General features: G+C 46.7%; 21 protein-coding genes. 20 read left to right on the top strand and 1 reads right to left on the bottom strand.

Features of this window, described 5'->3' with window-relative positions:
- Positions 1 to 22 precede the first annotated feature (22 nt).
- From Q0785_RS12130 to Q0785_RS12055, 16 genes are all read left to right on the top strand, one after another.
- Positions 23 to 2,593: a VirD4-like conjugal transfer protein, CD1115 family gene (locus tag Q0785_RS12130; protein WP_298830081.1), complete on the top strand. Its 2,571-nt coding sequence runs from the start codon at positions 23 to 25 to the stop codon at positions 2,591 to 2,593.
- The gene (locus Q0785_RS12125; RefSeq protein ID WP_298830078.1) at positions 2,590 to 2,808 is read left to right on the top strand and encodes a hypothetical protein; all 219 of its coding nucleotides are present in this window, start codon (positions 2,590 to 2,592) and stop codon (positions 2,806 to 2,808) included. The genes Q0785_RS12130 and Q0785_RS12125 overlap by 4 nt, the downstream gene beginning before the upstream one ends.
- A 42-nt stretch (positions 2,809 to 2,850) precedes the next feature.
- Positions 2,851 to 3,249 carry a hypothetical protein gene (locus tag Q0785_RS12120; protein WP_298830076.1) on the top strand — a complete coding sequence of 133 codons (399 nt, stop codon included), beginning with the start codon at positions 2,851 to 2,853 and terminating at the stop codon, positions 3,247 to 3,249.
- A 31-nt stretch (positions 3,250 to 3,280) separates the two neighbouring features.
- On the top strand, positions 3,281 to 5,863 hold the full coding sequence (locus Q0785_RS12115; protein WP_298830074.1) for a pLS20_p028 family conjugation system transmembrane protein: 2,583 nt from the start codon (positions 3,281 to 3,283) through the stop codon (positions 5,861 to 5,863).
- 46 nt (positions 5,864 to 5,909) lie between these two features.
- Positions 5,910 to 6,200, top strand: a complete 291-nt coding sequence (locus tag Q0785_RS12110) for a DUF5592 family protein (protein ID WP_298830072.1) — start codon at positions 5,910 to 5,912, stop codon at positions 6,198 to 6,200.
- A 2-nt stretch (positions 6,201 to 6,202) separates the two neighbouring features.
- Positions 6,203 to 6,832 (top strand): hypothetical protein, encoded by a 630-nt coding sequence (locus Q0785_RS12105; protein WP_298830070.1) that lies wholly within the window; start codon positions 6,203 to 6,205, stop codon positions 6,830 to 6,832.
- Positions 6,833 to 6,843: 11 nt separating this feature from the next.
- Positions 6,844 to 8,802, top strand: coding sequence for a type IV secretion system protein VirB4 (locus Q0785_RS12100; RefSeq protein WP_298830068.1), 1,959 nt, complete (start codon positions 6,844 to 6,846; stop codon positions 8,800 to 8,802).
- A gap of 1 nt (position 8,803) precedes the next feature.
- Positions 8,804 to 9,919 (top strand): lysozyme family protein, encoded by a 1,116-nt coding sequence (locus tag Q0785_RS12095; protein ID WP_298830066.1) that lies wholly within the window; start codon positions 8,804 to 8,806, stop codon positions 9,917 to 9,919.
- A gap of 3 nt (positions 9,920 to 9,922) precedes the next feature.
- On the top strand, positions 9,923 to 10,552 hold the full coding sequence (locus tag Q0785_RS12090) for a hypothetical protein (RefSeq protein ID WP_298830064.1): 630 nt from the start codon (positions 9,923 to 9,925) through the stop codon (positions 10,550 to 10,552).
- Positions 10,553 to 11,398 carry a hypothetical protein gene (locus Q0785_RS12085; RefSeq protein WP_298830062.1) on the top strand — a complete coding sequence of 282 codons (846 nt, stop codon included), beginning with the start codon at positions 10,553 to 10,555 and terminating at the stop codon, positions 11,396 to 11,398.
- Positions 11,399 to 11,607: 209 nt separating this feature from the next.
- A complete protein-coding gene (locus tag Q0785_RS12080; RefSeq protein WP_298830061.1) occupies positions 11,608 to 11,862 on the top strand; it encodes a hypothetical protein in 255 nt (84 codons plus the stop codon).
- Positions 11,852 to 12,994, top strand: a complete 1,143-nt coding sequence (gene mobP2 / locus Q0785_RS12075; protein WP_298830059.1) for a MobP2 family relaxase — start codon at positions 11,852 to 11,854, stop codon at positions 12,992 to 12,994. The genes Q0785_RS12080 and mobP2 overlap by 11 nt, the downstream gene beginning before the upstream one ends.
- Before the next feature lie 15 nt (positions 12,995 to 13,009).
- Positions 13,010 to 13,465: a hypothetical protein gene (locus Q0785_RS12070; protein ID WP_298830057.1), complete on the top strand. Its 456-nt coding sequence runs from the start codon at positions 13,010 to 13,012 to the stop codon at positions 13,463 to 13,465.
- An 18-nt stretch (positions 13,466 to 13,483) separates the two neighbouring features.
- A complete protein-coding gene (locus Q0785_RS12065) occupies positions 13,484 to 13,768 on the top strand; it encodes a hypothetical protein (protein WP_298830055.1) in 285 nt (94 codons plus the stop codon).
- Positions 13,769 to 13,801: 33 nt separating this feature from the next.
- Entirely contained in the window at positions 13,802 to 14,737 is a 936-nt protein-coding gene (locus Q0785_RS12060; protein ID WP_298830053.1) for a DUF3991 and TOPRIM domain-containing protein, read from the top strand.
- An 8-nt stretch (positions 14,738 to 14,745) separates the two neighbouring features.
- On the top strand, positions 14,746 to 16,176 hold the full coding sequence (locus tag Q0785_RS12055) for an ArdC-like ssDNA-binding domain-containing protein (protein WP_298830051.1): 1,431 nt from the start codon (positions 14,746 to 14,748) through the stop codon (positions 16,174 to 16,176).
- A 445-nt stretch (positions 16,177 to 16,621) separates the two neighbouring features.
- Here Q0785_RS12055 and Q0785_RS12050 read toward each other — a convergent pair whose 3' ends face one another.
- Positions 16,622 to 16,963 carry a hypothetical protein gene (locus tag Q0785_RS12050; protein ID WP_298830050.1) on the bottom strand — a complete coding sequence of 114 codons (342 nt, stop codon included), beginning with the start codon at positions 16,961 to 16,963 and terminating at the stop codon, positions 16,622 to 16,624.
- A gap of 237 nt (positions 16,964 to 17,200) precedes the next feature.
- Here Q0785_RS12050 and Q0785_RS12045 point away from each other — a divergent pair, with 237 nt between their 5' ends.
- The 4 genes from Q0785_RS12045 to Q0785_RS12025 all read left to right on the top strand — a co-directional run bounded on the left by Q0785_RS12045 (position 17,201) and on the right by Q0785_RS12025 (position 23,181).
- On the top strand, positions 17,201 to 18,910 hold the full coding sequence (locus Q0785_RS12045; RefSeq protein WP_298830048.1) for an S-layer homology domain-containing protein: 1,710 nt from the start codon (positions 17,201 to 17,203) through the stop codon (positions 18,908 to 18,910).
- Positions 18,897 to 19,148 (top strand): DUF3006 domain-containing protein, encoded by a 252-nt coding sequence (locus tag Q0785_RS12040; protein WP_298830046.1) that lies wholly within the window; start codon positions 18,897 to 18,899, stop codon positions 19,146 to 19,148. Before Q0785_RS12045 ends, Q0785_RS12040 begins: the two co-directional genes overlap by 14 nt.
- Positions 19,149 to 19,270: 122 nt before the next feature.
- On the top strand, positions 19,271 to 19,633 hold the full coding sequence (locus Q0785_RS12035; RefSeq protein WP_298830044.1) for a YolD-like family protein: 363 nt from the start codon (positions 19,271 to 19,273) through the stop codon (positions 19,631 to 19,633).
- A gap of 881 nt (positions 19,634 to 20,514) precedes the next feature.
- On the top strand, positions 20,515 to 23,181 hold the full coding sequence (locus Q0785_RS12025; RefSeq protein WP_366522836.1) for a hypothetical protein: 2,667 nt from the start codon (positions 20,515 to 20,517) through the stop codon (positions 23,179 to 23,181).
- The last annotated feature ends 282 nt before the right edge of the window (positions 23,182 to 23,463 follow it).

Raw genomic sequence — 23,463 nt, 5'->3', positions numbered from 1 at the left:
GAAGAGGGGAGGCAAATAAAGCATGTTCAATGACCATTTCACCTATTACGTAAAGAAGATTGGAATCCCGTTGCTGATACTAGCATTGTCGTTCTCACTCTTTTTTCTTACGCTTAACTTCCTGGTGAATGGAGTGGTTGAAGTGTTCCAAAAAACACTCGGCACCGGCAATCTACTCAAACCAGAGCCGATTCGCCTGACCACTTCGATGATTTACAGTTTTCCTTACGCGGAGACAGCAATCGGCTTTTACGGAATGATGCTCCTCGTCTCATTCGTAGCATCTGCCGTGATGGTCTTCAAATACATCACAAACTACGGCCAAATCAGGAAAGAACAGAAAGGCAGCGCCCGCTTCACCACGTTCAAGGAGATCCAGCAACAGTACCGGGATGTCCCCGAAAAAGGGAAGCGGTTCAAAGGAAGCGGCGGCGTGCCAGTGGGCCGCTACAAAAAAAGTCTCTTCATCGATGACAGCCCAGTGAACAATATGGTGATCGGGACCACGCGAAGCGGGAAAGGGGAGACGTTCGTGTTCTCGGCCATCGACATCTACAGCCGCGCAGAACAGCAAGCCAGCATGATCCTGAATGATCCGAAAGGGGAGCTCTATGCCGCTTCCAAAGATACGCTCGAAGGGCTTGGCTATCACGTCGAAGTGCTAAATCTCATGAATCCAATTCAGAGCATGTCCTACAATCTGCTGCAGCTCACCATCGATGCATTCATGGAGGGCAACTTTTCGTTGTCGCAACAATACGCCCGCTCCGTAGCCTTCATGCTTTACCACGACCCGAAAGCGAAGGACCCATTTTGGGCGAACTCGGCGACGGATTTGTGTACCGCGCTGATTCTGGCATTATGCGAGCAATGCAAGCACGAGCGGGAAAAAATCAACATGTACAATGTGGCGTTGATGCTCTCGGATTTAGGGACACGGACAGTCAAAAACAAAGCCGAGGAGGAAGTCAGTGCCCTGGACGATTTCTTTTCCAAGTTTCCAGAAAATCATCCGGCCAAAATGCAATACGCCACCATCAACTTCTCCGGTGGCCAAACCCGAGCCAGCATCTTAGCCAACGCCAATGCCAAACTCGGTGTCTTCACTCTGGACGGTACGGCAAAACTGACATCCCGGAATTCATTCGATATGTCGAAAATCGGATTTTCACGCTGGATCAAAGGGAAAGCTGCTCCAGACACGCGGATCCATGTGACATTCTCCGGTAATCAAACCGCAACCATCCGAACCGATGCGGATGGCATGTTCACGCTATTCCATAAGAACCCGTTAAAAGTTGACGACTCCTTCACCATAACCGTCGGCAAAGAAAAAACGGCGGTGAACATTACGGGATTGGTCAAGCGGGAGCGGAAAGATGGCCAGCTGATTCACGAAGGACTTCTGGAACACGAAGTGGCGAACGGGAACGTCGAGATTCAAGCCATTATGGAATTCGACAAGCCGACCGCGGTATTCATGATTGTGCCAGATTACGATGCCACGTTGAACGTCATTGCGTCACTTTACGTCAAGCAGGTCTATACGAACTTAGCCCGCATCGCCTCGAACTCAGAAGGCGGCAAATGCCACCGGGAAGTGATCTTCATCCTGGATGAATTCGGGAATATGCCCGCGATTGAAGGCATGGCCAATATCGTGACGGTCTGCCTGGGCCGGAACATCCGCTTCAACTTGGTCATCCAGGCGTATGCCCAGCTGGAAAACCTTTATGGCGACGATTGGAAGACCATCGACGGCAACTGCGGGAACACACTCTATCTGTTGACTGCGGATGAATCCACGGCGGAATTGATCTCCAAGAAGCTCGGCGATGAAACGATCCTCACGAAGTCCCGCTCTGGCCAGACGCTATCCGTGAGCAAATCCAAAACGGAGAGCGTGGATTCCAGGAGACTGATGACGGCCACGGAAGTCATGGGATTGAAAGAAGGGGAGATGATTGTCATCCGCATCATCAAGCGCCAGGACAAGGAGCGGAAGCGGATCAAATCTTACCCAATTTTCTTGACCGGCAAAACCGCGCTGAAGTACCGCTGGGAATACCTGTCGGAGTACTACAACACCGATAACTCCATTAATGACATCGACATTCCGTGCGAGCATTCCATGACGGACCTGAACCAGCTGCGTGCTTCGTTCGATACCAATAACTTTGCCGATAACCTGCTGACTGTTGCCAATGATCAAGCGGATGAACGAACAGATGCAGCGGAACAAAAACAGTTGGCAGAAAAACAAAGAGCCGTTGAAGCGGATATGGTCTCGGTCAAACAGAACAGCAGCTCTTTGAGGCATCAAAAACGAAAAGCCGAAATACAAAAAGAATTTGAATTTAATGATTACGTGAATGAGTACTATAAAGTGGAACAGCTTTTCAACAGCACTTTCCTTCGGAATGTTGACGCTGATAATCCGGAACACTACCTGAATATGGGCATCGTCGACTTTCGGGAATTCGTATTGGCCAACAATCATCAAATCGAAGACAAGTTCTGCTCCGTTATTTTAACGAAGATAAACGGCGTCTTAACGAAACTAAAAGAAGAACAGGAGCGTGTAAACGTATGAATGAGAAACTGGAGCTGCTGGACCGCTATTTACTTTCCTGCGAAAATCGGCTCGACGCAGGAGACGTGTTAACTGTTAAACTGATAGATGGAATGTTGACGGTCTATAAAGAAGAGGATCTCGAAAGCGGAGAGAAGAAACAGGTTACATTGATTGAAAAGTTCGATGATCAATTGGACATAACGATTGAGGACTTGCTTGTGAATCAATTATAGGTAGTGACGCATTTCCATAACTAATATATAGGAGTGGTTTTAATGAAAAAAATTATGGTTCTATTAGCTGTAGTTCTGATATTGGCCGGCTGTGGCGAAAAAGAATACTTCAAACAGATTTATCTCGAAGACGTAAAAGGATATATGGAAGAAGATAAAGATGGATTTATGCTGATTGTTACAGACAATGGTGAATCATTTCAGAGCTATGTAGAAGATGTAGCAGAAAGCGAAGAAGTTGATATCGATATGTACAACGTTTATCAATCTAAAGAAGGAGCCGAAGATGAGCGCCCAGTACTCCCTTACGATGAAATCAAGCGGTTTAGTGAACTCTATTATATAGAGGATAATAAAGTGCAAGGAGCTCTTCGAGTCAAAGATTATGAGGATATGAAACTGACTGAAGAGGTTAAGCACTTTGTGAATCTTTATGAATAGTGTTCGTTGGGGGGATAAGGAGTGATTGTACATGAAAGATACAGAAATTGTAGAAAAGATTGAAGAATTTAGTGAGTTTTTAAGCATCGGTACCGCAATTAGTGACATGGTTCGCTGGTTGGGCTGGGTGTTTGTCAAAGGGCTTGCCTTTATAGTAGATGGACTCGAAAGCGTGACAGATGAGGTACTACTCGTCAAACAGTTCTTTCAGAATCCAGAAATTGCGACGTTCGTTGACACGATACGTCCTTTTTTGTACATTCTTTTAGCGTTCAGCCTGCTTTATACAGGCTATTTGCTGATATTCCAGAAGAAATTCGATCGCGAAGGCATGGCCATGAACTTGTTTATTGCGCTGGCCATCGTTGTAGCTTTGTCTCAAGGAATGGGCAAGGCAAACGAATTTACGGATGATGCCATCAACGCAATCAATACGACGGAATTATACGATGAAGGTGAAGGTTCTTTATCTGACAACATCATTTCAAGGCAGCTCACGGATTTATTGGAATTCGATAAAAAGGGATGGGAAACAGCAGATTTGGATCCGTCGAACACACTGCCACTTTCTATGATTAGTCATCTATCCGTTACGGAAAAGATGAACGTTGACCGAAAAGAGTTAGAGCTAACCCCTGAAGGAAAAGACATTATTTCACATAAACTAACATGGTCTATTTCTGAAAAAGAATTGGTAGAGCTGGAGAACAGCACACTAATGCCTTGGACAAACGAATCCTATTACCGCTATGACATCAACTGGCTCACGCTGTTGACGACGTTGGCAGTCATGGCGTTCACGCTTTTCTCAATCGCATACAAACTGGCCAGGTTGTCTTTTGAATTAACGTTCAACTACATCCTGGCCTTACTTGTGGCTCCGGCCGATATACACGATGGCCAAAAAACAAAAAAAATTATGCAGTCCATCTTAAATACGTTTCTCGTGATTATCTTAATTTTCCTCTCCATGAAGATTTACATGATCAGCACCGCTTATGTGGCAACTGAATTGGATGGTTTGGCATATTTAATTGCCTTAATCGCCTTCTCGGTCGCCGTTATAGACGGACCGAACATTGTGGAACGATTATTCGGCATTGACGCCGGCCTTAAAAACGGCTGGGGCGTCTTGGCTGGCGCTTATGCTGGTAGCAAGTTGATTTCTGGTGCCAGCGGAGCGGTAATGAACACCATGAACCGCTCCAGTGGTTCTGACGGTACCGAAAAAGACAATGGCCAGGGTGAGAAACTGAATGGTCGTCAGAATAAGAATGGAGTTGCTGCTGAAAATGCCATGTCGCCGAATGACGGTGAAGGAAAAGGAACAGCACAAACCGGATTGGCTGGTGGTGGAATTGCGGCAGGTTCGGCCATTACTAATACCGGCAAGAAAGGAAACCAGGCAGGAACGGACGAACATATAGGGAGTGAGAAAACCAGCCAAACTCCTTCTCCGAATGAGGACATCGAGCTTTCGAAAGAAAATACTAAGGAAAGTCCGGAATCAAGCGGGATATCCGGAAACGGCGATGCCGCTCCTGAAAGTGCCAATTCAGACAAAGCCACTTTATTAGGCAATCAAAAAGGGTCACAGGAGCCCTCACAAGGCGGGGGAGCATTGGGAGGACCTTTGCCTTCACCAAATGATTTAGAAGGTAACGATTCTAGCGCTTTTGGCGTCCATGCAAGAACGGTTAGTTCAAATGGTTCTGCCCCATCACCGAACGATGCTAATCGTACAAGTGGCGGAACTGCTGCTGGCAATATCCAGAACGAACGCATGGAACAACGAACACTTGGCCATAGGAATGACGAAGCCGAAAGCATCCATGAACAGGCGGGAGGCATTTCCAGAGTTCGTGGCAGTTCGACAGGAAGTTCTGGTCCACGTGCAGCGGCAAGTCCGAATACGGACATCACAACGTCGCCGTCTTCTGCAGCAACTCAAAACCAGAATGGTACTGCTCCTTCTGGAGGTCCGCAAAGCACTACCAGCGTCAATCACTCCGGTGGTGATCAAGCGATCGACGAAGAGATTATCATGAACGAAACCCAAGGCACGACAACGCTGGGAGCCAGTAACGTAAGCACGAATACGAGTGGCGCTTCTAATGCGAACGCTGTAGCTAGTTCGAATACCGGCAACACAGCTGCTCCTTCATCCACAGGAGGACAAAGCCGCAATGAAACCGGCAACGGTCCTTCAGGGCGTCAGCAAAACACGACCACCATCACCCGCTCCGGCGGTGATCAAACCATCGATGAAAATGTCGTGGTGAACGAAACACAAGGCAACACTGCGCAAGGAACCAATAACGTGACTTCGAATACGAGTGGTGCTTCTGGGTCGAGCGGATTCACTTCCGAAGTGCCTGCTGATTCAGGCGCTTCGTCTACATCAAGCAGCGGATCCAATCGGACGATTAATCAAGATAGTACTTCTCGCGAAAACATCGTGAATGAAACAACGGTCAACCGGAATCATCAGCAACATACACAACAGACAGACAGAACCAGCGTGAACGATATACGGCGACCGCGAACGCATAATCTGAACCAAGAAAGCTCAAACACACTGGACCGAATCAAGAATTATCGGAGAGGGAGATAGCTGCAAGCAGCTATCTCTTTTTTCGTTCCTAAAGGAGCTGCCATCAATGAAAATCTACCAAATTCCGAATGAAATTACGACTGAATTGAAAATTAACAAAGCGCTGTATCTGTTCGATCTGTTTCTAATCATCGGATTGATCGTTTTCCGAATGATCGCCCTGCCGTTTGTACATTCATCACTGATTTGGCCGTTCACGCTATTCCTAATCCTGTTTGGGCTTTTCTTGATTATCCGGCCCACCACGAATCCACAGAAACGAATGAATCAAGCGATTCTGTATGCGATGGTCCGAAAAAAAGACACCTACAGCGCGATTGACTATGAGGAGGAATGAAGATGGCTCTATTTGACGAAACAACGACACGCACGAAATCCAAAAGCCGGACCGCCTTGCTAGACGAGCGGGACATTGCTGCGGAACGGAAAGCGCACGGCACGAAAAAGAAAGTCCTATCCTCGTTTGCGGATATTTCCCCAATCGTCGACATCACCGATTCCGAGTTCTTTGAAATGCGAAACGGCGAATTCATGGAGATTCTTCAAATCACCAGCAAGGATATCTATTCATTGAACGACACCGATAAAGACAACGATATCTATTCGCTCGCCCACTTTTTCCAGGCATATTTGCCATCCGTCAAAGTGATTCCGCTCAATACACCCGTCAATCTGGAGATCCCGAAACGGCAGGTCATGCGGGACATCCGGCGAAACCAGAATCCGTATTACCTGCCGCATCTGGAAAAGAAGCTGAGAGACCTGGAGTTTCTCGAAAACAACCGGACAGACCGGGAGTTTTTTCTGTTCATCTACAGCAACGACGAAAAAGCCATGCTGGAGAACAAAGTTCATGCGCGGAAGCTGATGGCGCGCAGTAACCCGCTCCGTGAATTAACACTGGAAAAGAAGCTGAGCATCCTGTACCAGTTGGCCAACTTGAATTCCAAACCACTATCCGACGTATAGGAGGAACAGACATGCTGAATTTTTTAAGCACCATACTGAAACCGAAGAATGACGAGGAAGTGAAAACTCAAAAAGGATACAACCCTTATCTACTTTCGAAGATCCAACCACAGGGCGGCATCAAATTCGAGAGCGGCTATGTGAAGACGGGAGATGGATATGTTTCTTGCATTCATGTCTACAAGTACCAATCACTGGTCGGTGACTTCTGGCTCGAAGAGTTGATGCGGATTGAACATGCCGTCGTCACACTGGATGTCGCCACAGCGGATAAGAAAGAGATCATCGAATCCATCAACAAGTCCATGGCCGAACAAAATACCCGCTACCAAACGGCAAAGGATAATGTGGATCGCATCGATGCCAGAGCCAGTTATGAAGAGCTCGATGGGGTCTATAAGCAGATTACCAAAGGGGAAATCATGAAACGCATCCATCTTCGCGCTTACGTGAAGGCCAAGACATTCGAAGAGCTGGAGCAGCGCGTACGGCATGTCTTAGATGAACTGGAAAGCCTCAACTTCCGCGGCTCGGTCTTGCTGAACGAGCAGGATTATCTGTGGTCCGGCATTTTTGCCAGTTATGATAACCAGTTGCAATTCATCAACAAACGAAAAGGGAAGGAGATTCAAGCCCTGTCGGTTGCCGGCGGCTATCCGTTCCATTACACAAGCCTGACAGACGAACATGGCACCTATTACGGGACCACCGAGACAAATGGCAGCGTCGTCTTTGACCTCTTTCACAAAGACAAAAACCGCAAATCCTATAACGCGTTGATGGTCGGGAAGATGGGCTCCGGCAAATCCACGTTATTGAAAAAAACGGTGATGGATCAAGCGAGTAAAGGAAACAAAGTCCGCATCCTGGACGTGACTGGTGAATTCAGAAACATCGTGGAGGAATTGGGTGGTAAAGAAATTGCATTGGACGGATCTCGTGGCATCATCAATCCGCTCCAGGTATTCAAGACAGTGACGAATGAGGAAGACGGTTCCACCAATGAAACACAATCCTTTACGCAGCACCTATCCAAAATGAGCGTCTTCTATAACTTCATCAACCCGCAAGCTAATGCGACCGAAAGCACCGAATTTGAAATCCTTCTCCGGAAATTATATGTGGAGCGGAACATGTGGTCCAGAGATCAAGAGGTGATCATTCCGATCACCCAATTTCAAGCGAGTGACTATCCGACATTCTCAGACCTTTTGGCTCTCGTCAGAACGGAACTGTACAAAGATTTTGAGGAGCAGATCCGGCACGAGAACTTAGCACAGGAGCGGGAGCTGCGGCTATCGAATATCGAGCTGTCCCTGACCAACCTCGTGGACAACTACGGCAGCATCTTTGATGGCACGTCTTCCATCGAGAGCTTCGATGACGAAGGCATTGTATCTTTCCCTCTGCGGAATCTGACCAACTTGAAATCGGAAATCTACCAGGCGCAGATCTTCAGCATTCTGAACATGCTATGGGACAGCATGATTTCGGAAGGCGCACCGCAGTTCAATGCCTACAATAAAGGAAAGCTGGCGTTCGAAGATGCTTCGAAGTTTCTCGTCCTAATAGATGAGGGACATCACCTCATCAATACACGGGAAGTTTCCCAGCCGGCAGTACTATACCTGAACAAGTTCATGCGGGAAGCGCGGAAGTATTTCGGTGGTCTTTTCTTCGCCTCGCATCTGATTTCCGACTTCGTACCGGACGGTTCCAACAACGAATACGCGGAAAATGTCAAAGCGTTGTTCGATTTGACGCAATACAAATTCATCGGCCAACAAGACGCACAATCCTTATCGGCCATCCAGAATGTATTCAAAGGCCAGCTGACGGAATCGGAGACACGGGTCATTCCGTATCTTGAAACCGGAAAGGTCGTTCTTTCCATCTCGGGTGATCAGAACATCGTCTTTTCCGTAGATGTATCGAAACGGGAACTGGCGATGTTTGGTGGAGGTGCATAAGATGGGACAGCCACGGTCGAAAGCGCAACTGGCCAAGACCGCGCTAAAATTAGCGTTGCTGAAATACAATCCAATTGGCATGCAAGCCAAACTAATCATCGCCGGATCCGCTCTTGCAGTAGTACTCTTGCTCATCTTCACGGCTGGCCTCTTTTCCATGTTTTCCAGCTCCGACGACAGCTCTTCAGGAGTCGGTGTGGGGATGGGTCCGGCATCGGTTACTCCAGAAGTGGCCCAATATCGGGAGGCTATCTCGAGTGAGCTTGCCAAATACAACATGGAAGGTCAGACCGAATTGTTGCTCGCGCTAATGATGCAGGAATCCGGCGGGAAAGGGAACGATCCGATGCAAGCCAGTGAGTCGAAATGCGGATCTGTTGGCTGCATCACCTCTCCGGATGAAAGCATTACGTACGGCGTACAACATTTTGTTTCCGTCTTTGAAAGCACTGGGGAAGACATCAAGCTGACACTGCAGAGTTACAACTTCGGGAGTGGCTTCATTGATTATGTACTGAAGAATGGCGGCTCCTATACCAAGGAGCTGGCCATTGCCTTTTCGCAATTGCAGTACCAGAAATTAGCGCACACCGGCATCTATAAATGCAGCCGTCCGGAAGCCATTAAGCACAACGCGTGTTATGGAGACATCGGGTATGTGGACGCCGTACTTAAGTATTTGCCGTCTGCCAGTATGGGGAATTCCGACATGATTGCAGGAGATTTTGCATCGCCTGTCAGTAATGAGTTGCGCGTCACCTCGAAGTACGGATGGCGAAACATCGGAGCGGGACCGGAACATCATGACGGCATTGATTTAGGGTGCAGTGAAGCAGATTCTATCCATTCCATCAAAGCCGGCACCATCGTTTATGCCGGCACGTATGGCGGTTACGGGAACGTGGTCACCATTCAGCACGCCGCCAATTCGTTCTCCACCTACGCGCATTTAAGCCGCATTGGTGTCCAGGTAAATCAAAAAGTCGAAAGCGGCAATCAAGTCGGCATGTGCGGTGATACCGGCCGTTCCTTCGGTTCGCACTTACACTTTGAAATCAAAACGCAGATGTGGGGCGGGTATATGGATCCCGCTCCTTTCTTATTTAAGGAGGCCTAACGTATGCAACTTACACAGAAATCCTTGTTGATTCCTCTGTCTTTTCTTCTATCAATTTCATTGGCGGCCAATGTCTATAGCTTTTCTGCAGACGAAGAAAAGAGCAATGAAGCAGAGAATCAGGCTGCACAATACGAAAGGGAGTTAGTAGAAAAAGAGAACGACCTTGCATCCCTGCAGGAAGAACTCGACGCCAAAGAAGTCACCGCTCCAGCTGATGCAGAAGAAGTGGAGTTGGCAGCTCCAGAGTCCGTAGCGGAACCGGATGAACTCATCAACACCGCGGAACGGTTTGTCGAATATGCCTTCGAAACCGATTCAGAGACATATGTTGCACGGAAAAAATTGGCGCAGAATTACATGATCGAGAGTCTCTACGAAACCTTATACGCTTCGGACGGCATGGATGAAGAACAACAAAAAATAGCCGTGCACATCAAAGATGCGAGCGTATACCCACATGGCAAAAATGAAAAAGAGGCTATCGTTTATTACATCTACGAAGAAGAAATTCTTTCTTCCGGATACAAAAAGCAAAAGAAAATGTATGTGAAACTTTCATTCATAGAAGAGGACAACCAATTGAAGGTGGCTGAAATTGAACCGCTCGAAAATGACTACGGGGGAATCTAAATGGACAAAAAGAAAAAGAAAAACCTGAAGTTGAACATGTCGAATTTCTATATCACGTTGGCTTTCCTATTCATTCTGGGCTTCGGCTTTTTCGGAACCTCGAAGCTGTTCATGGCTGAAGACATTCCGATTAATCAAACCGAATTGAACGAAGAATACGATTTGCGGGCGAATGGAAAGTTCACCGTAAAAGAATGGAGCTACGATAAAGAAGAAAACATGATGGAAATCACACTGGTCACAAACGGTATAGAAGATTACATGACGATGTTGGATTTCACCGCAGTCAGCCGAGAGAATCTATCTGCCGAGCTGCCGACAGAAGTCGTTTATGACGAAAGCGAAATTTACATCGTCCATATCCATGAGGTCCCAAAAGACTTCAATCAGATTGCCCTTCGGTTCAATAAAGGCGAAAAGAGTTACGACGAATTGTTTACTGAAGGGGACTTGGAAGAAAAACAAAATCAAGTAATTTCCACGATTTATACAGATCAGCGAGTGGTCAAAGAGGAACCAATCACTGATCGAAACTTTACGGAGTACGCAAAGGAAATCACCAGTGAATTGATCGCAGAAGCAGAACGGGACATCGAAAAATTAGAAGAAAAGAGCCGCATGACAGACGATGTGATCGTTGATATCCGCAAAGAGATTGAGCAGTTGCAAGCGGACCTTTTGTATCAAACCCTTGATGAACAAGTCGAAACGAACAACGATGTTTTCCAGCTGAAGAAGCGTATTGAAGACTACGAGCGGGATAAGCAAGCCCTAAGCGACGATGCCAAAACGATTCGCGCGAAAGTCGAGCGCTTGAAACAAAAACAGTACGATTTGAACATTTAGCAGGTGCCTCCATATGGAGGCACACGGCCTTTTCTGGGTGCTTCCATATGGAGGCATCTAGGCCTTTTTCGCGATATCACTCAAACCCCAGGCTTCGCCTGGTCTAGCACTGAAAGTGATAGCAGTTTTCCCTTATGCTCTTCCCTTCCCTACACCCAGAATCAGCCTATATCAGCATTCTGATAACCAATGAACAAGGAGGTTTTGACATGGATCTTTTAATCCGGGATATCGATCCCCACGCCGTCAAAAAAATTGATGAATGGGCCAAGAAAAAGAAGGTTTCGCGGCAAATCTACTTAAAAGAATTGATTGAAAAAGCAACAATGCTGGAAATGATTTCGAACGCGGAAGATAGTTTTGAGAAGCAGCTTCAAGTCAATACACTATTCCTCGAGAAAACATCCGACAGTCTGGATGGATTAGTCGAAATTCTGAAGGAGTTGATGACCGATGACGACTAGACCGGCGGTTGTCATCAAGTCAAAATTTATCGCCGGTAGTAATGGCGGGACCTCATTTAACAACTACTTGAATTACATGGACCGGGCGGAAACGCATGACAAAGTGAATGATTTTGAGAAGTACCAGGATTACATGAGCAACGAAGAGAAGTCCACTGGGCTCTTCACGTCAAACAAGGACAGTCTTAGTGATGAAGACAAGGAATATTTTAAGGAGGAATTCAAAAAGGCGCAGGAAAGTGGCAGCGTCTTATGGCAGGACGTTATCTCTTTTGATAACGAATGGCTGAAAGAGAGCGGCGTCTTGCATGAACAAAACATCGACACGAAGCAGATTCAAGATGCCACTCGCTCCGCCGTACAGGACATGTTGAAGAAGGAAGGCATGATTGATTCAGCCATCTGGACAGGCGCTATCCATTACAACACGGATAACATCCATGTCCATGTCGCCATCGTGCAGACAAAGAACTTTAAGGAGCGGGGGAAACGGAAACAAGGCTCCATTGATTCTATGAAATCGAAAGTGGCCAATAAAATAATAGACCGCTCCAAGCACAACGAAAAACTCAATGTGTTTATCCGGGAGCGGGTCATTGATTCCAAACGAGACGATCCGCTGCTCAGTTTAAAGAATCAAGTGATGAATCGCGAGTTGGTCCGGCAGTTTAAGAAAGTTCATCAGTTGCTGCCAGAAGACAAACGGATGTGGCGCTACAACATGAATGCGCTTAAAGAAGTCCGGCCAGAGATCGATAAGCTGACCACGCTTTACATTGAGAAGAACTTCAAAGAGGAATTCAAAGACTTCCAGAAGCAGCTGGAGAAAGAAGTCGAGATTCATAAACGGATGTATGGAAACTCAGAGAAATCGGAGAACTATCGTGAGACCAAAATGACGGACTTGTATACACGGATGGGCAATACCATCCTCAAAGAAGCAAGTGCCTATGACGGGAAACAAAAAGAGTTGGGTAGAAAAAGCAACAAAAAGCCGAGCGCATTTTTTGTCCAGCGGGATCTTAACAAGGCGGTTTATCTCGTGAACCGTTATGCCAAAGATGATTGGGAAAACGCAAAAAACCAAAAGGCTTATGAAGAGCTGCAGAAAGAGCAGGAATACGAAAGATAGAAAGAGGGTGACGTCATGGATGAACGATATCCGCACACTAAAAACCAGTATCGCTACCGCATTGATGAAAATATCCATCAGTACATCAAAGACTATTCTGTAAAGAAAGAACTGCCGAGAGAAAGCACTTCCCAGGCCTTGGAGTTAATTGTCCGTGAGCATAAGCAGCTGCTCTCCGAAAAAGTAAATAGCAATTTTCTGGCACAAGTTATTTCACAAAATGTAACGTCCGCTGTCGAAGAAATGATTGGAGCCGGCATCACAAAAGAGCTAGCTAAAGTGCGACTCGGAACCAACAACACCGATCGCAACACGCAAAAACTCATTGAATTGGTCCAGGGCCTTCTTCAGTTACAGAACATTGACCACATCATGACCACGGATATGAATGCCCCCCCGTTTTTAAAACAGGTGGATGATTTGATTGAGTCACGGATTACCGAACAAAAGCAGCGGAAAGACAATCAATAGAAAAAGGAGCGGATGACAATGGCCGTATTCAGCCACAACTACACACTCGGTTTAATCAAGGAAGTGGGAGAAGAAGATGTCTTGATTTCGGTGAATGGTGAAGATATCGAAGTCGTGCTGAAGGAGACTGATCGTGAAGTACTCCTTCATATGGTGACGGAAAATGTTTTTCTGGTGCCGGTGGATTCCCATACAAACGAACTCATCTTGAATATGGATGAGGCGACAATGCGCGAAGCGTTTCCGGAAATGGAATTAGCCGAACTGCTGGGAGCGGCCGAAGAATTCGATGACGAAGCGTAATCTTTTTTCAAGCAATCAAAAGGAGTGAATGAGGTGGGGGATCGAGTGGGAAAAGAAGAAGTTCGAAAAGCCAATGAGGTTCATGTACTGGATTATTTGCATGCGAAAGGCGAGACCTTGGAGCGGCAGGGACACTACTACCGGCATCCGGAACACGATTCCCTTGTCATCAAAGATACCGGGCATTGGTACTGGAACAGCCGGAGCAAGGGCGGATACGGCGCCATCAGTTTCGCTCGGGAGTATTATGAGCTGACCTTCCAGGATGCGGTCCGGGATGTTAATGCACAGGATCACTCGAAGACCTTTTCGCGAGAAGCAGAGCGGCGTACCGCACAGGAATTTGACTATCCGCTCCATCAAGAAGTGAAAGGACAGGAAAACATTTCGACGTATTTGATCAACGAGCGGAAGCTGGATCCGAAAATTGTCGCTGCTCTGATTCGGAACGATTTGCTGGCCGAGGACAAATTAAAGAACGGAATTTTTAAGTGGAAAGACTCTGCCGGTAAGATCGTCGGTGGGGATCGGCAAGGCACCGTGAAGATGGCAAACAAGCGCGGCTCCTTCAAACAGATCATGGCCAACAGCAAAGAAGATGGTGGATTCCGTGTGGACATCGGCTCGCCCAACAAGATTGCGTTATTCGAAAGCCCGATTGACGCGCTCAGTTATTTCGAGTTGAAGCGGCCGGAAAACATCCGCCTGCTGTCCATGTCCGGACTGAAAGACCAATCCGCAACCGCTGGCATACGGGACTTAATTAAGGATTGCAAGGAGCGCGGAGCGGTCGTGGAGCAGGTCATCTTTGCGGTCGACAACGATGCAGCCGGTGAACAATTCGTGGATCGCTGGTCCAATTATCTAACAACTCCTGAAGTCGACAAGCCCAAGAATAAAGACTGGAACATTGATTTGGTGGAAGCGAAAACTCCTGCCAAAGAAAAAGTAGTCGAGATGGAAAGGTGATGGACTGAATGGCCTTCAAAGGCAAAAAGAAAACCCCGGAAGAGAAGATGAAGGAAATTGAAGAGCTGACTGCAGGGATGGACCAGCAGATCGAATCGTATTTCGTTTCCGAAAAATCAATGCGGGAACACCTGGCATTCATGGCCAAATTTCATAATTATTCGCAGCGCAATATGACGTTAATCGATAAGCAGTTCAGGGGAGCCCAAGCAGTGGGCTCCTTTAATTTTTGGAAAAGCAAAGGAGCGGCTGTCCAGAAAGGGGAGAAGGGTATCAAAATCCTGGTACCAACGCCGATCCAGTTTTTCAAGAAGAATGGCATCGATGTGCCGGTATCCTCCGCCACTAAGCAGGAAACAGAATTGATTGAGAAGAAGCAACTGGAAACATCGAAAAAAACGTTCTTTAAGATTGGCCATGTATTCGAATACACGCAGACCAATGCACGCGAAATGAATCTGTCGGTCTCTGAAATCTTCGGTAAGTACCACCGTGACGGCAGCCTGGAAAGCAGCAGGGAAATGATATCCGCCTTAAATAAAGTCGCACACAAGCTAGATTTCACCATTGTCGATGAAGCGCCTTTCGAACTCGGCACGGCCAAAGGAGCAGCCGCTCCGCATGAAAAGATTATTGCCTTAAATCCGCGGAACACGGAATTCGAAAACGTTTCTGTGCTGATCCATGAGCTGGCACACGCGAAGATGCACACGCCGGAACTGTCCAAAGAGCTGTCGACGAATGAAAAGGAGTTTCAGGCGGAAATGGTTTCCTATGTGGTCGCCAATCGGTATGGCATCGATACAGAAGACTTCACGCTTTCTTATTTGGCCAACTGGACACAAGGGACTGAATTGAAAGACAAGGAGCGGCTGCTGAAGGAAGTCCAAAGCACCGCCAGTGAGTTTATTGACGAAATTGATTTGCATTTTGATCAGGTAAAAGAAAAAGAGTTGCAGCAAAGCAAAGCGGATGATATTTCCTACAACCTCACGGACCAAGCATTGAAGGAGCATGAGGCGCATTCCGGAAAAGAATTGACTAACGAAGAACCGGAAATGTTTATACACGGCATCAGCAAGGAATTTAGACCGTTCGGGGAAATGAACAACCTCGACTTCGATCAGCACAACCAAGAGCGTACAGCCTATACCGTGGCCATTCCACAGGATACTGGCCTTACTCTAACAGTCAGTTCCCAATACGAGAAAGGCGATTATACTCACCCGCTCCATCAACTGGAGAAGGAGCAGCTGATGGACAAGGAGACTTACGCGACGTTGGAAAACATTTATCATGACGAGCTGCTGAAACAAGACGATGACTATATCAAATCGTTCGCCGCTCGGTTGAGAAAAGAAGTTTCTAAAGAGGATGTGCTACCAGTCGACCAGAATAAACAATACCCGAAAACAAAAACAGTGGAAATCGAAAGGTGAAGTTGAAGAAGGGTTCAGATGAAACAATTGAATGGAATCATCCACTTGAAATCACTTCACGGGAGTAGAACAAGACCAAGACAGGTGTGAAGTCAGATTGTTGGTCTTAAAGAATGGAGCCACTACTTCTCTGTTAAACAACGGTTCTCATCGATAGTATAGTAAACAATAAAGGGCCGTGACTCATTTAATTAAAGTAAATGGCGGCCCGGTTATTGTTTGGTGAAAAAAGCACATAATGAACTGGTTTAAATAATAAGTGAGATTTGTGAGAGCTGTAGTACTGGTATAAGTAGGTCTTCAACAAATAGCTAGAAGTATAGCAGATAAAAATAGCTAAGGGACAAATATTTCAAGATTGTCTAACCTGGATCATTACAATACTATTCCTCGTTAGTTCGAAACTAGTTACCAGTTGATGCTAAAAGAATTTCTTTATTACAGATTACTGAAAGAAAACCGGTTGATGACTTTTCGAACCATGCCCACTCATCACTAACATTAAATCCAATGCAGACATAGACGGCAAATTGATAATAAAGCGCTGAGCGCTGGCTAAACTCAAAAAAGCAAAGGCCTGTAGTTCATCCTGGATAAACCATTCTGTCTCCTCGTTTCCTAATAGATAAATTCGAACGACGACGTGATCAGCATCCTCATGATAATTCTCTCCAATAATCAAAATTCCAATTCCCGAAAGCGCAGGACTGAAAATAGTTGTAATGACCTCCATATTGTCTTCAAGTTGATCTTTAATTCCAATTGGTATTTCGAATGGTTTTTCCATTTCACTTCTCCTCATCGTTCTCATCTGGAATTTCTTGATATAGGCCAAAATACTTCTATCCCTAAACTGAAATATATCATATGTCTTAGAAATTTCAATTAGATAATTGAATATTTTTAATAAATAATAATATCCAGATAAAATTACCTTTATTTCTCATATAGTTATAAATTTGCATAGACTTACTTACATGTCGCCTATATGATTAACTTATCTTACAAGAAATGGGGAGGAAAAATGAAGAAGATACTAATGTTCATGCTGGCGACTGTCTTGTTACTTTCGTTGGTGCCAATGAACAACGCAGAGGCTGCAACGTATAGTGACGTTCCCGTTAATCATCGATTCTATGATGACATTGCCTATCTCTATGAAAATGACGTAGTTGGATATAACAGCCGGTATGGAGTTGATAAGAAACTAACTCGGGAAGAAGCAGCTGTCATGCTTTCAAAAGCGCTTAAATTAGATGGCACGCAAGCAAACACTAAATTTAAAGATGTGGATGCTTCGTCTCCCTGGTCCGGATACATCAATTCGGCTGTGAAAGCAGGAATCATCACTGGATTCCCGGATGGAACATATCGGCCAAAAGAAATCATGGATCGCGGCCAGATGGCAATTGTCATGGCCAGAGCCTTCAACTTAACCACGGAATCAACGAAAACGTTCAAAGATGTCGGACCGAATATGGCTGCCTATTCTTATGTAAAAAGAATCGTCCATGCCAATATCACGCTCGGTTATCCAGACGGGACGTACCGTCCAACCGAAAAGCTAACCAAAGGCCAGATGTCCGCCTTCTTAGCGCGCGCACTGATCACGAAAGAAACGGGAGACAAGCAGGCGAAAGTTCATTTTATTAATGTTGGGCAAGGAGATTCCATCCTGATTCAATCCGGCAACGGCAAGAACATGCTGATTGACGGTGGAACGAAAGCTCAGGGTGCGAAAGTCGTTTCGTTTCTGGAATCAAAAGGCGTGACCAAACTCGATGCTGTCGTCGCGACGCATCCGGATGCGGATCACATCGGTGGATTGATCTCTGTCTTGAACAGCTTCCCTGTAACCAAGTTCTACGACTCAGGGAAAGTGCATACGACCGATACGTATTATGAGTTGCTTCAGTTAATTGATGCCAAGAACATTGCGTTTGAAGTGCCGAAAGTTGGCCAGAAACTGCCATTCGACAGTGTCTTAGGTGTACAAGTGCTGAATGTGGACTCACAAGCAAGTGACAACAACGATGCATCGATTGTCTTGAAAGCCAAATACGGCAAAGTGAGCTTCTTATTGACAGGCGATGCAGATGTTGCCATCGAAAATACGATGTTGCCAAAATATGATTTGAAGAGCACGTATTTGAAAGCGGGACATCATGGATCCAACACCAGTTCATCGGCCAACTTCATCAATGAAGTTTACCCGGTGGGGACCGTTCTTTCTTATGGAAAGGACAATTCTTACGGTCACCCGCATAAAGAAGTTGTTTCTCGTCTAACAAATGTAAAGTCGAAAATCTATTCCACAGCTGTTTCCGGTGATGTGACCGTGACAACCAATGGCCAGGCTCACAGTGTAAGTGCCAAGGCTTGGACACCTCCGGTCACAAAACCACCGGTAACGACTCCGCCACCAGCCGGCACCACAGGCAAGCTACAGATCGTGAAGAAAGACCTGTCAACTGAAATCGTCTCGATTCAAAACGTTGGAACGACCGATGTGGCAATGGCTGGCTGGAAACTTGTTTCCGTGCAAGGAAACCAGTCCTTCACGTTCCCGACCTACACGCTAAAAGCAGGAGCGAATGTCCATGTCACCAGTGGACCGAATGCGAAATCAGGGGGCAACTACTTGAAGTGGACCACGGCCAACATGTGGTTGAACAGTGGGGATCCGGCGAAACTCTATGATTCCAAAGGAGTGCTGATCCATGAAGTCAACTAAGTACACATTAGATCGATACGACGAGGAGTTTGCCGTTCTGGTGGAAAAGGGAAATGAATCCCACCAGGAGCTGATCGAACGTTCCAAGCTGGAAAGCTATGCCAAAGAAGGCGACATTCTCGACGTGGAATGGAATCCGGATGGCTCCTTTAAAGAAGCGTCTGTGTTGCAAGAAGAAACGGATACGCGCAAAAAAGACGTTTCAGATCTCATTGAGAAGTTAAAGAATAAACAGTAGTGAGAAGCCCTCCACCTTAAGCGGTAGAGGGCTTTTTTTATTTTCCCAAAAAGGATTGCCTACCGTATTTAAGTGTTATTATAAGAACGTATGTTCTTATAATAATGAGGAGGTGGTCAAAAATGAAGAAGAATAAATACCTGAAACAGGTAGGGGACATTAAGGACCGCGGGATTATCAAGTGGCAGGGAATGATGTTGACCGAGCATGTGGAAATGATACGAGCCTGGTACGAAGAGGATAAGCACGATGCGAAGCCGGACTTGGATGAAACTGACCTGCAGTTGTTGCAGGAAGAACTGGTATTGGCCGCACAACGCAAGTGCCAGGTAAAGATGAAGTCGTGGAAGGAGAAGAAGTTTCATTATCACATTGGAACTATTCGGGAATTAAACGCAAAGAACCGATTAATTGTTTATGAAGATCCTGAAGGATTGCACCGGCTGCCGATAAACGAGCTGATCGGTATCTGGTTAATTGATTGAAGATATTTAGAGTCAGTTATCTTCGAGTAAAACCAAGAGAACAATGGTTATCTTGTCATTAGTGAGCAATTAATCAATTTTTAGAGTGAAGAAAAAACAGCCAGTTCTAAATTTTTCTAATGAATATTATGTTTGTTTCCCAAGTCATCAGGGTTAAGTAAAAGACTCGATTCACCGTATTTTTCAAACCAATTCCCTGCACATGAAGAAGCGCATTGGGGAAAGGTCCTTAGAAAGAAATTAATCTAGTTAGTCATAGTTACGTATTAAGCGACCTGTCGGTCGCTTTTTTCATCCTCCACTCTAAAGATTCACGTTGTCTCTATATCGGCATTAGAAAATTTCTTACCCGAAAACTTCCTATCGTTCTCTTGAATTTTTTTAAAACGACAGGGTGTCTTTCAAATGTTACGTCTTCCATAACTACTTGGCACTTCCTAATCAGGAAAGAACTTAAAAGGCTTTAAAAAACAGAGAAGATTGAATAAAATAAACTAAAATTTCTGATTATTTAAAATAAATATATATGAATTATCAAAAATATGATATTATGTAGGTGAAAAATCATAATAATATCTTTTTCGTCAGAGTTGAAACCCATATAGTGTAACATTCTTTTGCAATTTTTTAACATTGATTTCTATAGAACAAAAAGCTTCAACTACCTCTTTAAACTTTTCCTTTCTCAGAAATGATTTATACATAAACGTGAGTCTTTTCCTAAAGTTCTCCAACTTCTCAACTTCAATGGGGACATGAGTGCTTCCTTATTTTTGTATTTCCGTTTTGTTATTTGAGGTAAACATGAGTTCTGCAAAAGAAATACCCATGAAAAAGCTACAAGCTAAAAAAATATAGATTCCATTAAGGAGGAGAGTTTGATGCCAACCAATGTTGCCGGCTTTACCATTTTCGGTGCCATTGAACAAAAGTGGCTCGCTACAGGCGGCCAGAATGGGCCGCTCAATCTGCCGACGAGCAACGAGACTGCCACTTTCGACGGGGTGGGACGGTTCCAGACCTTTAAAGGAGGCACCATTTCCTGGCACCCGGAAACGGGGGCCCACGCCATTTGGGGATTGATCAATGCCAAGTGGCAAGAAATTGGCCGCGAACGTTACGGCTACCCGATCACCAGCGAGCTGCCGACCCCGGACGGCAAGGGACGTTTCAATCATTTCCGCTCCCTGCACGAGCCGGGCAAACCGGAAAAGTCTCTCTACTGGCACCCGGAAACGGGTGCGCATCAAGTATTCGGCGCAGTTCGCGGGTGTTGGATAGCGCAGCGCTGGGAGACCGGACCGTTAGGTTATCCCGTCGGTGCGGAGACCCCGACCTTTGACAACGTGGGACGGGCGCAGAAATTTCAAAGAGGCACCATTTCCTGGCACCCGGAAACGGGGGCCCACGCCATTTGGGGATTGATCAATGCCAAGTGGCAAGAAATTGGCCGCGAACGTTACGGCTACCCGATCACCAGCGAGCTGCCGACCCCGGACGGCAAGGGACGTTTCAATCATTTTCGCTCCCTGCACGAGCCGGGCAAACCGGAGAAGTCCATTTACTGGCATCCGGAAACAGGTGCGCATCAAGTGTTCGGTGCCATCCGCGGACGCTGGGCAGCGCTCGGCTGGGAGAAGGGACCATTAGGCTATCCCGTCAGTGCGGAGACCCCGACCTTTGACAACGTGGGCCGCATGCAGCGGTTTCAGCGGGGCGTCATTTCCTGGCACCCGGAAACAGGAGCCCACGCCATCTGGGGAGAAATCAGCGCGAAGTGGTGGGGAATCGGGCTCGAGAAATTCGGCTATCCAATTACTGACGAGCTGCCGACCCCTGACGGCAAGGGACGTTTCAATCATTTCCGCTCCCTGCACGAGCCGGGCAAACCGGAGAAGTCCATCTACTGGCACCCGGAAACGGGTGCGCATCAAGTGTTCGGTGCCATCCGCGGACGCTGGGCAGCGCTCGGCTGGGAGAAGGGGCCATTAGGCTATCCCGTCAGTGCGGAGACCCCGACCTTTGACAACGTGGGCCGCATGCAGCGGTTTCAGCGGGGCGTCATTTCCTGGCACCCGGAAACAGGAGCCCACGCCATCTGGGGAGAAATCAGCGCGAAATGGTGGGGAATCGGGCTCGAGAAATTCGGCTATCCAATTACTGACGAGCTGCCAACCCCCGATGGCCAAGGACGTTTCAATCATTTCCGCTCCCTGCACGAGCCGGGCAAACCGGAGAAGTCCATCTACTGGTATCCGAATATCGGAGCCCAGGAGGTGTATGGGGGAATTCGTGAACACTGGAAGAACTTGGGTTGGGAACGTAGTTCCCTAGGATATCCTATTAGCCCAGAGCGGGATCGGCCAGGCGGTGGGCGCATGCAAGACTTCCAGAATGGGACAATTGGGTGGACACTCATCCGCGGGCCATTCGTTGAAGTGGTGCGTATGCACCGAAGAATCATCACCCCCAGCGGAGTTGCATTGGGGGGGTGGGCGGAACTAGAATTGCGCCAAGACGGCCACTATACCTTCCGCGGACACTTACATGACAGCGGATTCCTCGATTACCAGTTTCAAGTGAGGGCGTCAATTGCCACGAATGCGGGAATGGCTCTGGTGGTCCAGAAGTCCGGTACCGTGGAGGGCACAGAGAGCGGTTTGAGTCCACGAAGAGACTTTGACTGGGATGAACGGGATCACAGTAAACTGATCCAACTGGAGTGGCCGACGCTTCAATTTGGCACCTTACAGATCGCCAAAGCTTATGAATACAGCGGGGTCGTTGGCGGACTGGAGTCGGTTGTGAAAGATGTCGTGGAGTTTTTGGTTGTCAATGTGGCGCTAGGCCCGCAGGCAGCCATCATCCATTTTATCGGAAAAGAACTAGGGGCCATCACTAAAGCCAATGTGGTTGGAGTCGGAGGCATTCCAGCGTTGCTGGCAACGGCCGGCGCTTCGTTTCTCTTGAGTCCTACTTTGGCCATCCCGGTGTTTGTCGGGACCCTGGCTGCGACCAACGCCTTGGTGAAGCATCGCCCGATGTCAGTAGAAGAGTACGCCTTTGCCAATTTGGTGTTCAAGGGCACGCTTCCGCCGCGTGAACGGATCATCCTGACCAATTTGACCGGACTTGGAGGTAGGATTTTCGTGGCTCCCAATATCGATGGTGGGGTTCTTCTAAATCTAGGAGACGAAGTCTTCCAAAACCCAATGGGAACAACACGCGGTAGTAACTACCCAACCCCCGGAGAGGTGTTCATCCATGAATTGGTCCATGCTTGGCAGCTTGAACGGGACAGCTTCATCCCTGGATGGGTATGTAAAGGCGCAACTAGTTCCGAATATACGCCGAAATCGGGACAAGCATGGAATACTATGAATATTGAGCAGAAGGCAACTGTGGTAAACCTATGGTACCGAGCGGCCACGATAGGCGAGACATGGACAAACCTCCAGAAGCTGGAGGAGTTGCTTACCCGTCCAAAAGTCCTCCAAAATGAGTACTTTCATTACGTTCACAATCAGATCCGGGCGGCTCAGGACTAACTCATTTTTTAACAACAACTCATCAGGGCACGGATATTTCGTCCATTTATCTTCGAGGACAGTCTACTACCTAGGAAGACAAATTACTAATCAGTTATTAAAATCAAAGAGTCTGCATGCATGCTCTTACAAATGGAGAAACCTAACACCACAGTAATTCGAGGGTAGCTAGGTTTCTTCATATACGTAAAAAATTTTGTTTTTATTAGAGAGTCTAATGAAAGAAATGAATAGATTATAGAGAAATCTACTTAACTCTAATTACTACTTTATCTATCACCA

The sequence above is a fragment of the uncultured Planococcus sp. genome (assembly GCF_947501725.1).
GTDB classification, from domain to species: domain Bacteria; phylum Bacillota; class Bacilli; order Bacillales_A; family Planococcaceae; genus Planococcus; species Planococcus donghaensis_C.
The sequence above is the reverse complement of the archived record's forward strand: the minus strand, read 5'-3'. Positions and strand labels throughout refer to the sequence as shown.

Coding starts and splice junctions, on each gene's coding strand:
- Q0785_RS12090 (WP_298830064.1), top strand. CDS start 9,923: ATGCAACTTACACAGAAATCCTTGTTGATTCCTCTGTCTTTTCTTCTA.
- Q0785_RS12095 (WP_298830066.1), top strand. CDS start 8,804: ATGGGACAGCCACGGTCGAAAGCGCAACTGGCCAAGACCGCGCTAAAA.
- Q0785_RS12085 (WP_298830062.1), top strand. CDS start 10,553: ATGGACAAAAAGAAAAAGAAAAACCTGAAGTTGAACATGTCGAATTTC.
- Q0785_RS12065 (WP_298830055.1), top strand. CDS start 13,484: ATGGCCGTATTCAGCCACAACTACACACTCGGTTTAATCAAGGAAGTG.
- Q0785_RS12125 (WP_298830078.1), top strand. CDS start 2,590: ATGAATGAGAAACTGGAGCTGCTGGACCGCTATTTACTTTCCTGCGAA.
- Q0785_RS12080 (WP_298830061.1), top strand. CDS start 11,608: ATGGATCTTTTAATCCGGGATATCGATCCCCACGCCGTCAAAAAAATT.
- Q0785_RS12045 (WP_298830048.1), top strand. CDS start 17,201: ATGAAGAAGATACTAATGTTCATGCTGGCGACTGTCTTGTTACTTTCG.
- Q0785_RS12105 (WP_298830070.1), top strand. CDS start 6,203: ATGGCTCTATTTGACGAAACAACGACACGCACGAAATCCAAAAGCCGG.
- Q0785_RS12120 (WP_298830076.1), top strand. CDS start 2,851: ATGAAAAAAATTATGGTTCTATTAGCTGTAGTTCTGATATTGGCCGGC.
- Q0785_RS12100 (WP_298830068.1), top strand. CDS start 6,844: ATGCTGAATTTTTTAAGCACCATACTGAAACCGAAGAATGACGAGGAA.
- mobP2 (WP_298830059.1), top strand. CDS start 11,852: ATGACGACTAGACCGGCGGTTGTCATCAAGTCAAAATTTATCGCCGGT.
- Q0785_RS12040 (WP_298830046.1), top strand. CDS start 18,897: ATGAAGTCAACTAAGTACACATTAGATCGATACGACGAGGAGTTTGCC.
- Q0785_RS12025 (WP_366522836.1), top strand. CDS start 20,515: ATGCCAACCAATGTTGCCGGCTTTACCATTTTCGGTGCCATTGAACAA.
- Q0785_RS12115 (WP_298830074.1), top strand. CDS start 3,281: ATGAAAGATACAGAAATTGTAGAAAAGATTGAAGAATTTAGTGAGTTT.
- Q0785_RS12050 (WP_298830050.1), bottom strand. CDS start 16,963: ATGGAAAAACCATTCGAAATACCAATTGGAATTAAAGATCAACTTGAA.
- Q0785_RS12130 (WP_298830081.1), top strand. CDS start 23: ATGTTCAATGACCATTTCACCTATTACGTAAAGAAGATTGGAATCCCG.
- Q0785_RS12070 (WP_298830057.1), top strand. CDS start 13,010: ATGGATGAACGATATCCGCACACTAAAAACCAGTATCGCTACCGCATT.
- Q0785_RS12035 (WP_298830044.1), top strand. CDS start 19,271: ATGAAGAAGAATAAATACCTGAAACAGGTAGGGGACATTAAGGACCGC.
- Q0785_RS12055 (WP_298830051.1), top strand. CDS start 14,746: ATGGCCTTCAAAGGCAAAAAGAAAACCCCGGAAGAGAAGATGAAGGAA.
- Q0785_RS12110 (WP_298830072.1), top strand. CDS start 5,910: ATGAAAATCTACCAAATTCCGAATGAAATTACGACTGAATTGAAAATT.